Source organism: Arenimonas sp., from assembly GCF_035721105.1.
Lineage (GTDB): Bacteria > Pseudomonadota > Gammaproteobacteria > Xanthomonadales > Xanthomonadaceae > Arenimonas.
The window spans coordinates 1-11,996 of record NZ_DASTNG010000074.1; the positions used below are offsets into that span (position 1 = coordinate 1).

The window sequence follows — 11,996 nt, forward strand, 5'->3', positions numbered from 1 at the left end:
GGCTGGGATATAGGTGTTTCGCAGCGGAGCCGGCACTCACGAGCACCGCGCAGGGGAGCAGTAAATGACGCCAGACGACAGCCGCGCCGGAAGCCTCGATGGCCTCCGAGTGATGGTGATCGACGACTCGAAGACGATCCGCCGCACCGCCGAAACCCTCCTCAAGAAGGAAGGGTGCGACGTCGTCACGGCCACGGACGGGTTCGAGGCGCTGGCCAAGATCGCCGACCACCAGCCGCAGATCGTCTTCGTCGACATCATGATGCCCAGGCTGGACGGCTACCAGACCTGCGCGCTGATCAAGAACAACCAGATGTTCAAGCAGACGCCGGTGATCATGCTGTCGTCCAAGGATGGCCTGTTCGACAAGGCCCGCGGCCGCATCGTCGGCTCCGAGCAGTACCTCACCAAGCCCTTCACGCGCGATGAGCTGCTCTCCGCCATCCGCAAGTACGTGCCGGCGGGCTGAGGCGGACGCCATGGCCAAGTCCTCGTCGCCGCAGCGCGCCAATCCCTTCGACACCCTGCTCGACTTCGAGGAGCGCTCGCTCGCCCACGTGGCCGGCCGCCCGGAGATGATCGAAGCGCCGGGCCACTGGCGCGGCGTCGGTTTCCGGCTCGGCCAGCGCCGGCTGGTGTCGTCGTTCGACGAAGTGGTCGAGATCCTGCCCCTGCCGCCGGTGACCCCGGTGCCGGGGGCGCACCCGTGGATGCTGGGCGTCGCCAACGTGCGCGGCAGCCTGCTGCCGGTGGTCGACCTCAAGCAGTTCCTCGAGGGCGACCGCACCGTCGTGCACGAAGGCCAGCGCTGCCTGGTCGTGCGCCAGGGCGGCGGCAACGTCGCGGTCATCATCGACGAGCTGTTCGGCCAGCGAACCTTCAACGATTCGCACCGGGCCGAGCTGGCCGGTGAGAACGACGGCCGTTATGGCCATTTCGTCGGCCAGGCCTACCGGCTGGCCGACCAGACCTGGGGTGTGTTCAACATGTCGCTGCTCACGCGCACCCCCGAATTCCGCCAGGCCACCGCATAAGTGGCCGTCCAAGGTTCCACTCATTTGTTTTTTTACAGGGGTTGAGGTCCAGTCATGAGCACTAACTCGCGCTCGTTCACCGACAAGCTAACCAATTTCGGCCTGGGCTTCTGGGCGTTCATCCTGATCGTTTCCCTGTTGGCGTTCGGCGCGAACTTCATCTACGCGTCCTACCTCAACAACCAGGAGAACAACGCGCGCGGCCTGACGGCGGACCTCCAGGTGCTTTCGCAGCAGCTCGCGAAGTACACCCAGGAAGCCGTCGACGGCAACGCCGACGCCTTCACCGAGTTCAAGGCCACCAAGGCCCGCATCGACTCGATCGTGTCGGCCCTGCGCACCGGCAGCGAGACCGAGAACGTGCCGGGCTACGAAGGCGACCCGAACGCGCTCGGCGTCTCCAGCGCGCTCGAGAAGGTGACCGAGACCTGGACCCCGATGGCCGAGGCCGCGGACCGCATCACCCAGAGCGAGGACGAGGTGCTCAACCTCGCCGACACCGCCGACCAGTTCACCGCCCGCGTGCCGCGACTGGCCTTCCAGCTCGACGAAGTGGTGCGATCGCTCTCCGACGCCAACGCCCCGGCCTCGCAGATCTCCATCGCCAACCGCCAGCTCGTGCTGGCCGACCGCATGTCGCGCCGCGTGACGGAAATCGTCGCCGGCGGCGAGAACGCGGTGTCGGCGGCCGACGCGCTCGCGCGCGACGCCGGCGTGTTCGCCTCGGTGCTCGAGGGCTTCCGCGACGGCAACGCCGAAGCGGGCTACAACCGCATCACCAGCGCCAACGGCATCGCCAACCTGCAGGCCGCCGCCGACCTCTACGCCGAGGCCCAGGCCGACCTGGACATCATCCTCGAGGCCGCTGCCGACCTGGCCGAAGTGCAGGGCGCCGCCACCCAGATCTCCGAGGACTCCAACGTCCTGCTCGAGAACAGCCAGGCGCTGTTCACCAGCTTCGCCAACATCAACTACCAGCGCCTGTTCCCGAACAACTACATCGCCATCGGCAGCGCCATCGGCGCCGCGCTCGGCATCCTCGGCCTGCTGTTCACCATCTTCCGCGACCAGCGCCGCCGCCTCGGCACCACCCAGGAGCTCAACCAGCGTAACCAGGAGGCCATCCTGCGCCTGCTGGACGAAATGGGTTCGCTCGCCGAAGGCGACCTGACGGTCAAGGCGACGGTCACCGAGGACATCACCGGCGCGATCGCCGACTCCATCAACTTCGCGGTCGAAGCGCTGCGATCCCTGGTGTCCACGATTAACGAAACCGCGGTGCAGGTCGCCGCGGCGGCCCAGGAAACCCAGGCCACCGCGATGCACCTCGCCGAGGCCGCCGAGCACCAGGCGCAGCAGATCACCAGCGCCTCGGCGCAGATCAACGAAATGGCGTCGTCCATCGACGAGGTGTCGAAGAACTCCGCCGAATCGGCCGACGTGGCGCAGCGCTCCGTGCAGATCGCCGCCAAGGGCGCCGAAGTGGTGCGCCAGACGATCCAGGGCATGGACAACATCCGTGACCAGATCCAGGAGACCTCGAAGCGAATCAAGCGACTGGGCGAAAGCTCGCAGGAAATCGGCTCGATCGTTGAACTGATCAACGACATCTCGGAACAGACGAACATCCTGGCGCTTAACGCCGCCATCCAGGCGGCCTCCGCCGGTGAAGCGGGCCGAGGCTTCGCGGTCGTGGCCGACGAAGTGCAGCGACTTGCGGAGCGCGCCTCGAACGCGACGAAGCGAATCGAGGCCCTGGTGCAGACCATTCAGTCCGACACCAACGAAGCCGTCAGCTCGATGGAACAGACCACCGCGGAAGTGGTGGCCGGTGCCCGGCTCGCCGAGGACGCGGGCCTGGCCCTGGGCGAGATCGAAAAGGTGTCCAACGACCTCGCCGACCTCATCCAGAACATCTCCCAGGCGGCGCGCCAGCAGTCCACCGCGGCGACCAACATCACGGCCACCATGTCCGTGATTCAGGAGATCACCACCCAGACGTCGCAGGGCGCGAGCCAGACGGCGGAGTCGATCGGAAACCTCGCGCAGCTCGCTGCCGACCTCCGTCGCTCGGTCGCCGACTTCAAGCTGCCGGGCTGATGCCCGCGCCACGCTTGCCCCTGGACTCACCCCGGCACGGGCGCGCTCACTGGCGCCCCGGCCTTGACAGGACCTCGGCATGAGGCTGCACGAAAACATCGATTTCACCACGCTCACCTGGGTCAAGCCCGAGCTCGACGAGACCCTGCGCCAGGCCCGCCAGGCGCTGGAGGCCTACGTCGAGGAAGGCGAGGACCCGGGCCAGCTCAAGGCCTGCTCGAACTACCTGCACCAGGTGCAGGGCACCTTGCGCATGGTCGAGCTGTACGGCGCCGCCATGGTCGCCGAGGAAATGGAGCAGCTGGCCAAGGCCCTGGTCGAGGGCCGGGTCGCCGAGCGTGAGACCGGCTACGCCGCGCTGATGCGCGGCATCGTGCAGCTGCCCGACTACCTCGAGCGCCTGCAGAGCGGCCACCGCGACATCCCCATCGTCCTGCTGCCCCTGCTCAACGACCTGCGCGAGCCGCGCGGCGAGAAGGGCCTGTCCGAATCCGTGCTGTTCTCGCCCGACCTGTCGCGGCCGCTGCCGCCGACCGCGGCCGGCCCGGCCCAGCCGCTCGCGCCGGAAGAGCTCAAGCGCCGCGCCGAAGGCCTGCGCAGTCTGTTCCAGGGTGCGCTGCTGCGCTGGCTCAAGGACGACAACAGCCAGGCCACCATCCGCGACCTGACCGACGTCTGCGAGCAGCTGGTCCCGATCACCGATTCCGAGCATGCGCGCCGCCTGTTCTGGGTCGCCGCCGGCACGCTCGACGCGCTGGCCAAGAAGTCCTTCGAAGCCAGCAACCCGCTCAAGCAGTCGCTGGCCAAGGTCGAGCGCGAGATCAAGCGCCTGGCCGAGGGCGGCGACGCCGCCTTCCGCTCCGATCCGCCGCTCGAACTGACCCGCCAGCTGCTGTATTTCGTGGCGCACGCGCCCACCGACCACGGCCGCATCGGCGAGATCCGCCAGGTGTTCGGCCTGGGCGAGTACCTGCCCAGCGAGTCCGAGCTCGCGCACGCCCGCGGCAGCCTCAGCGGCCGCAACCGCGCGCTGCTGTCGACCGTCGCGGTCGCCATCAAGGAAGACCTGCTGCGCGTCAAGGACGCGCTCGACCTCCACCTGCGCACGCCCGAAGCCGCGGCCGTGGGCCTGAGCGACCAGGTCGAGGCGCTCGACCGCGTCGCCGACACCCTGGGCATGCTGGGCCTCGGCGTGCCGCGCCGGGTCGTGCAGGACCAGCGCAATGCCATCCATGGCCTGGTCAGCGGCGAGCGCATCGCCGACGAGTCGAGCCTGCTCGATATCGCCGGCGCGCTGCTCTACGTCGAAGCCTCGCTGGACGACCAGGTCGCCCGCCTTGGCGAAGCCGACGAGGGCGCCGACGCTCCGGTCGACGAAACCCTGCTGCCCGGCGCCGAGGCCCGCAAGGTGCTCGAGGTCCTGGTCAAGGAAGCCATCGCCAACTTCGCCCAGGCGCGCCAGTGCTTCGTCGCCTTCGTCGAAACCCATTGGGACCACGCCCAGCTGGCCGACGTGCCGCGCCTGGTCGAGGAAGTCGCGGGTGCGCTGCGCATCCTGGAGCTGGAAGAGGCGCCGCAGTACCTGGCCGCCGTCCGCCGCTTCACCGAGAACGAACTGCTGCGTCGCCATCGCGTGCCCAACGGGCAGCAGATGGATCGCCTGGCCGATGCCCTGGCCAGCCTCGAGTACTACCTCGAGGCCCTGCGCGACCGCCGGCCGAAGCGCGACCAGATCCTCGAGGTCGCGCGCCAGAACCTCGAGTCGCTCGGCTACTGGCCGCTGCCGGCCGAAGAGCCCATCGCGGCGCCCGCGCCGGTCTATGCCGAGCCGCCCAAGGCCGCCGCGCCGGTGGTTTCGCCGCCTGCGCCCGAGTCCCTGCCGGCACCCGATGCCGAGCCCGAGATCGAAGCCTCGGCCCCGCCAGTCGAGGACTTCAGCTTCGAGCTGCCGTCCTTCGACGCGCCGGCCCCGGCCGACGAGCCGGCCGAGCCGGTGTTCGAGCCCGCCGCCCCGGTCGAGCTGACGTCCGCCTTCGACCTGCCGGTCGACCTGCGGCCCGAGCCCGTCGCCGTGGCGCCCACGCCGGCCCCCGCGCCGAGCTTCGCGCCGCCGCCGCTGCCGGTCATTCCCGGCTTCGACGGCACCAGCGACGAGATCGACGACGAGATCCGCGAAGTCTTCCTGGAGGAGTTCCAGGAGGAAATCGGCAACCTCGAACAGCTGCTGCCGACCTGGCGCAAGCAGCCCGACAACATGGAGCAGCTGCGGCCGATCCGCCGCGTGTTCCACACGCTCAAGGGCAGCGGCCGGCTGGTCGGCGCCAAGAGCCTGGGCGAGTTCAGCTGGAAGGTCGAAAGCACGCTCAACCGCGTGCTCGACGGCACCCGCGCGGCCAGCCCGGCCGTGGTCTCGCTGATCGAAAACGCCTTCAACACCCTGCCGCTGCTGCGCGCTGCGCTGCAGGGCGAAACCGTGCACGCCGACCTGGAGGGCATCCAGGCCCTGGCCGATCGCGTGGCCGCGGGCGAGGAAGTCACCTACCAGCCGCCGCAGCCCGCCGCGGCCGCCGCGCCGGTGGCCGAGGCGCCGGTCGTCGAGGCCGCCCCGGCCCCCGAGCCCGAGCCGGTCCAGCCGGAGCCGGCCGTGGTGTTCGCGCAGCTGGAGGAGGCCGAAGCGGTCGAGACCGGTGGCTTCGCCATCGATCCGGTCCTGTTCGAGATCCTCAAGCCCGAAGTCGCCGGCCATCTCGAGACCGTCGACGCCTGGCTCGCGGCCTGCGCCGCCGCCGGCCCGCAGGCCGTCACCGACCCGCTGCTGCGCGCCGTGCACACCATGAACGGTGCGTTCGCGATGACCGAGGTCGTCGCGCTCACCGACGTCACCGCGCCGCTGGAAGGCTTCATGAAGCGTTCGGTGGCCGATCGCCGCGTGCCCTCGACCGAGGCCGTCGCCGTGGTCCGCGATGCCGCGGCCGCGATCCGTGAGGCGATCGTCGCGCTGGAGCGTCCGGGCGGCGTGGTTCCGTCCTTCGCTGCGCTGGCGGCCCGCGCCGTCGCGCTGCGTGACGCCTTGCCCGAGGCCACCGCCCCGATCCCGCTGCACCCGGACGAGCCGGTCACCGGCGTGATGCCGACGCCGGTACCGATGGAAGCGCCGGACCTGTCCGGCCTGCCCAGCTTCGGCGAGCCCGCCGATGCGCAGGCGCCCGAGCAGGAGCGCGTGTCGCTCGAGGCCTTCCTCGACGAGGCGCCGGCCGACGCGGCGGTACCCGCGTTCACCATTTCCGAAGACTTCAGCGCCGGTCCGACCGCCGAGGAAATCGCCGCCTCCGAAGCCGCGCTCGCCGCCGCCGAGGCCGAAGCCGCCGAAGCAGAGGCTGCCGAAGCCGCTGCCGCCGAAGCCGCCGCTGCTGCTGAAGCCGCCGCTGCCGAAGCCGCTGCTGCTGAAGCCGCTGCTGCTGAAGCCGCTGCTGCCGAAGCCGCTGCTGCCGAAGCCGCTGCTGCTGAAGCCGCTGCTGCCGAAGCCGCCGCTGCTGAAGCCGCTGCCGCCGAAGCTGCTGCCGCCGAAGCCGCTGCTGCCGAAGCTGCTGCTGCCGAAGCTGCTGCTGCCGAAGCTGCTGCCGCCGAAGCCGCCGCTGCTGAAGCCGCTGCCGCCGAAGCTGCTGCTGCCGAAGCTGCTGCCGCCGAGGCCGCTGCCGAAGCCGCTGCCGCCGAAGCTGCTGCTGCCGAAGCCGCTGCTGCCGCCGAAGCCGCTGCCGCCGAGGCCGCTGCCGCCGAGGCCGCCGCTGCCGAGACTTCCATCGACGATGCCGCAGACCGCATGTCGTCCGATGACTTCTACGGCATGACGATCGAAGAGCTGGAGGCCCTGACGTCTCCGGCCGGTGAGGCCGCCCCGGATACTTCTGCCGCCGACGCTGCTGCCGCAGCTGAAGCCGCTGCTGCCGAAGCCGCCGCTGCCGAAGCCGCTGCTGCCGAAGCCGCTGCTGCCGAAGCTGCCGCCGCCGAAGCCGCTGCTGCCGAGGCCGCCGCTGCCGAAGCCGCCGCTGCCGAAGCCGCTGCCGCTGCCGAAGCCACCGAGCAAAACACCGACACGCCGGCCCATGCCCAGGTCCCCCTGGCGCAGGATCCGGACGACCCGGATGCCGAGCTCGACACCAGCGACATCGACGTCGACCTGCTCGACATCTTCCTGGAAGAGTCGGCCGACCTGCTCGACCATTCCGACAGCCTGCTGGCCGAACTCCGCGACCGCACCAACGACCGCGAACTGGTCGTTGGCCTGCAGCGCGACCTGCACACGCTCAAGGGCGGTGCCCGCATGGCGGGCATCTTCCCGATCGGCGAACTCGGCCACGCGATGGAGTCGCTGCTCGAGGTCGTCGCCGAGGGCAAGCGCGAGCTCGACCAGACCGGCGTCGTCGTGCTCGAACGCGCCTTCGACCGCCTGCATGGCATGGTCACCCGCGTCGGCGAGCGCAAAGCCCTGGCCTTGCCGGCCAACCTGATCGGCCAGATCGACGCGCTCGCCAAGGGCCGCGCGCTCGTGGCCGGCGACGCCGCCCCGGCCGCGCCCGCGGTGGAGCGTCCCGCCACCACGGCGCTCGACCGCCAGGCCGCCGCGGCCGAGGAAGCCGCCGTCACCCGTCCGGTGTTCGCCCCGTCCTCGGGCGTCGCCGGCGGCATGGCGCCGCTGTCCGCGCCCATCGATGCGATGGACGAGGGCGAGGACATCGGTGGCGTCCGTGCCCCGCAGGAACAGGTCCGCATCCGCGCCGACCTGCTCGACCGCCTGGTGAACTACGCCGGCGAGGTCGCCATCTACCGCGCCCGCCTCGAACAGCAGCTCGGCGCGTTCCGCTCCAACCTCGGCGAACTCGGCCAGACCACCACGCGCCTGCGCGAACAGCTGCGCAAGCTCGACATCGAGACCGAGGCGCAGATCATCGCGCGCTACCAGCGCGAGGGCGACACCAGCGAAGAGCAGTTCGATCCGCTCGAGCTCGACCGCTTCACCACCCAGCAGCAGCTGTCGCGTTCGCTCGCGGAGTCCGCGGCCGACCTGGTCAGCCTGCAGGGCTCGCTGGACGACCTGACCCGCCAGTACGAAACCCTGCTGCTGCAGCAGTCGCGCGTCAGCTCGGACCTGCAGGAAGGCCTCATGCGCACGCGCATGGTGCCCTTCGATGCGCTGGTGCCGCGCCTGCGGCGCGTGCTGCGACAGTCCGGCAGCGAGACCGGCAAGCAGGTCAACCTCAAGGTCGACGGCGCCAGCGGCGAAATGGACCGCAACGTCCTCGACCGCATGACCGCGCCGCTCGAGCACATGCTGCGCAACGCCGTCGCCCACGGCCTGGAGCTTCCCGCCGACCGCAAGAAGGCGAAGAAGCCGGAAGAGGGTACGGTGCGCGTGCAGGTCCAGCGCGAAGGTTCCGAAGTCGTGCTCAAGATCAGCGACGACGGCCGCGGCCTGGACAAGGAAGCGATCCGCAAGAAGGCGATCGAGCGCGGCCTGCTCAAGCCCGACGCGGAAGTCTCCGATGCGTCCCTGTACGGCTTCATCCTCGAGACCGGCTTCTCCACCGCCGCCACCGTCAGCCGCCTGGCCGGCCGCGGCGTCGGCATGGACGTGGTCTACAGCGAAATCCGCCAGCTCGGCGGCACGCTCAGCATCGAGTCCGAAGTCGGCAAGGGCAGCATCTTCACGATCCGCCTGCCGTTCACCCTGGCCGTCACCCAGGCGGTGTTCGTCAAGATCGGCGACACCAGCTTCGCGGTGCCGATCGCCTCGGTGCAGGGCGTGGGCCGCATGAGCCGCGCCGAGCTCGACAAGCAGCTCGCCACCGACCATCCCAGCTTCACCTACGCCGGCGAGTCCTACGCCATCCATGACCTGGGCACGCTGATCGGGCACGCCCCGGCCAAGGCCCAGGACAGCCTGCAGATGCCGCTGCTGCTCGCCCGCTCGGGCGACCTGCGCGCCGCCATCTGCATCGACCAGGTGCTGGGCAGCAAGGAAATCGTGGTCAAGCCGGTGGGTCCGCAGGTCAACTCGATCCCGGGCATCTTCGGCGCCACCATCATGGGTGACGGCCGCGTGGTCGTGATCCTGGACGTCGCGCCGCTGGTGCGCCGCCAGGCCAGCATCGACCGCAGCATCGAGCTCGCCCCGGCCGCCCCGGCCCCGGCCGCGCGCCGCATCCCGGCGGTGATGGTGGTCGACGACTCGATCACCATGCGCAAGGTCACCGGCCGCGTGCTCGAGCGCCACAACATGGAAGTGCTGACCGCGAAGGACGGCGTCGACGCCATCGAGAAGATGGCCGAGCGCGTGCCCGACCTGATGCTGCTCGACATCGAGATGCCGCGCATGGACGGCTACGAGCTGGCCCAGAACATGAAGTCGGACCCGCGCCTGAAGGACGTGCCGATCATCATGATCACCTCGCGTACCGGCGACAAACACCGCCAGCGCGCCTTCGACATCGGCGTCAACCGCTACCTCGGCAAGCCCTACCAGGAAGTCGAACTGATGCGGAATGTGTTCGAGATGCTCGGCATGGAGCCGGCCAATGCTTGAGTCGCCGGTCCGCGTCGCCCTGCTGGCCCGCCCCGGAGACGCCCGCGACCAGCTCCGCCGCGCCCTGGCGGAGCTGGGGGCGCAGCTGGTCGCCGAAGGCGATCCCGCCGAGCTCGACCCCGGCACCGTCGCCGGCGAGAAGCCGACCGTGGTGCTGGTCAGCCTCGAACCCGCGGTCGAGGATTCGCTCGATCGCTTCGAAGACCTGCTGGCCGCGCCCGGCATCGAAGTGATGTACGACGACGCCGAGGTCACCCGCGGCCTCGACGGCTGGGACCTGGCGCGCTGGGCCCGCCACCTCGCGGCCAAGCTGGTCGGCTCCGACCTGCTGCCGCCCGCGCCGCAGGACGCCGACCACCTGCCCGTGGTCGACCTGTCCATGGAGCCGGGCGCGCCGCGCACGCCGGCCCAGGAAATGGATCACGAGAAGCTCGAGGACTACGCGGCCGAATCGCTGGATCTGTCCGAGTGGGTGCCGACCAACCCGTCGCTGGCCAACGAACCGGTGGCCGCGCCCACCGACGACGCCCTGCCGGCGCCCGAGGCACCGGAGGCCGTGGCCACCGACCTGGACCTGGGCGACCTGGACCTGGCCGACCTGGAGCAGGCCATGGGCCGCGTCGACGCGCCAGTCGAAGCCGCGCGCCCGCCGGAACCGGCGATCGAAGACCTGGCGTTCGACGCCAGCAGCTTCGACATCGACCTGTCCGCCCTGCCGGACGAAAACGCGCCGCTGCCGACGCTGGACGAGGCCGACAGCCTGTCCTTCGAGGACGCGGGTGCCGACGAACCGCTGCTGGCCGACCTTGAGCTCGACGGCGGCCCGGTGAGTTTCTCGTCGTTCAACGACGACGACTTGGCCGCACCGGAAGGCGTCGACGACGACGTCGCCGCCCTGGCCGCGCAGCTCGAAGCCTTCGAAGCCCAGGACCAGCGCCAGGCGGCGCAGGAGCCGGACTTCGCGACCGACTTCGGCACGCCGGACGAAAGCGCCGGGCGCGCCGCCCCGGTCGCGGCCGACGACGCCCGTCCCGCCGCCGCGCCCGCCCCGGGCGGCAGCTCGATGTTCGGCGCGCTGGAGCTGGTGCCCATGGACGGCGACGCTGCCGCCCCGCCGGCCTATCGGGACGAACCCGCGGCCCCGGCGGCGCCGGAGCCGATCTACCGCGAACCGGCCGCCGCCGCTTCGCTCAGCCTCGCCGAAGAAGGCTCGCTGCACGGCAACAGCGCCACCCGCGGCGTGCTGCTCGTGCTGGCCGGCCTGGGCGGTCCCGACGCCGTGCGCCAGCTGCTGTCCGCGCTGCCGCCGACCCTGCCGGTACCGGTGCTGCTGTACCAGCACCTCGACACCGGCAAGCACGATCGCCTGGTGGGCCAGCTGGCCAAGGCCAGCCGCCTGCCGCTGGACCTGGCCGTCGAAGGCAAGCTGGCCTACCCGGGCCGCGTCGCCGTGCTGCAGCCGGGCACGGGCGTGTCGCACCATGACAACAGCTTCGAATTCGTGGCCGCGGCCAGCCTGGCCGACGTGGTCGCGGCGCTCCCGGCCGCCGACAGCGTCGTGCTGGTGCTGAGCGGCGCCGACCCGACGGTGGTGCCGGCGGTGCTGGCGTTGCGCGATGCCGGTGCCGTGGTGCTGGCCCAGGACCCGGGCACCTGCTTCGACGCCGTGGCGTCCGAGCAGGTCATCGCCGCCGGCGCCGTCCCGGCCGGCCACGCCGACCTGGCCCGCCTGACCATTGATTGCTGGAACTGAAGCAAAGGATTCCGGAGTACCCCATGACTGCCCAGCGCGACATCCGAGGCGTGTTGATCACCGTGACCCAGGGGCGCCTGCTGCTGCCCAATGCCAGCGTCGCCGAGGTCATCACCTATTCCGAGCCGGAGCCGGTGGGCGACGCGCCCGACTGGCTGCTGGGCCGCGTTCGCTGGCGCGGCTGGCGCCTGCCGCTGCTGTCGTTCTCGCGCCTGGCCGGCTGGTCGGGCGAGGACGGCCAGATGGGCGCCAAGGTCGCCGTGCTCAAGGCGCTGGGCAACAACCCCAAGCTGCCGTTCTTCGCCGTGCTGTCGCAGGGCTTCCCGCGCCTGGTGACGGTCTCGCGCAGCGCCCTGGCCGAGAACCAGGACATGAAGGAACTGCCGCTGGGCGTGCATTCGCGCGTGACGCTCAACGACGATCCGGCCGTGGTGCCGGACCTGCTCAGCATCGAGCTGCTGATCCAGAAGGCCCTGGACCAGGCCCAGGTCGCCGCCTGACCCACCGCGTTGTTGTAGGAGCGCCTTCA

6 protein-coding genes are annotated in these 11,996 nt (G+C 70.6%); all 6 read left to right on the plus strand.

The window, feature by feature from the left end; all coding sequences use genetic code 11:
- Positions 1–64: 64 nt before the first annotated feature.
- On the plus strand, positions 65–469 hold the full coding sequence (locus VFQ84_RS11930) for a response regulator (RefSeq protein WP_325131859.1): 405 nt from the start codon (positions 65–67) through the stop codon (positions 467–469).
- Between the two features lie 10 nt (positions 470–479).
- Positions 480–1,034, plus strand: a complete 555-nt coding sequence (locus VFQ84_RS11935) for a chemotaxis protein CheW (RefSeq protein ID WP_325131860.1) — start codon at positions 480–482, stop codon at positions 1,032–1,034.
- A 54-nt stretch (positions 1,035–1,088) separates the two neighbouring features.
- Complete coding sequence (locus tag VFQ84_RS11940; RefSeq protein WP_325131861.1) at positions 1,089–3,134, plus strand: methyl-accepting chemotaxis protein; 2,046 nt, start codon at positions 1,089–1,091, stop codon at positions 3,132–3,134.
- Between the two features lie 79 nt (positions 3,135–3,213).
- Positions 3,214–9,714 (plus strand): Hpt domain-containing protein, encoded by a 6,501-nt coding sequence (locus VFQ84_RS11945; RefSeq protein ID WP_325131862.1) that lies wholly within the window; start codon positions 3,214–3,216, stop codon positions 9,712–9,714.
- Positions 9,707–11,467, plus strand: coding sequence for a chemotaxis protein CheB (locus VFQ84_RS11950; RefSeq protein WP_325131863.1), 1,761 nt, complete (start codon positions 9,707–9,709; stop codon positions 11,465–11,467). The genes VFQ84_RS11945 and VFQ84_RS11950 overlap by 8 nt, the downstream gene beginning before the upstream one ends.
- A 23-nt stretch (positions 11,468–11,490) precedes the next feature.
- On the plus strand, positions 11,491–11,967 hold the full coding sequence (locus VFQ84_RS11955) for a chemotaxis protein CheW (protein ID WP_325131864.1): 477 nt from the start codon (positions 11,491–11,493) through the stop codon (positions 11,965–11,967).
- Positions 11,968–11,996: the final 29 nt, after the last annotated feature.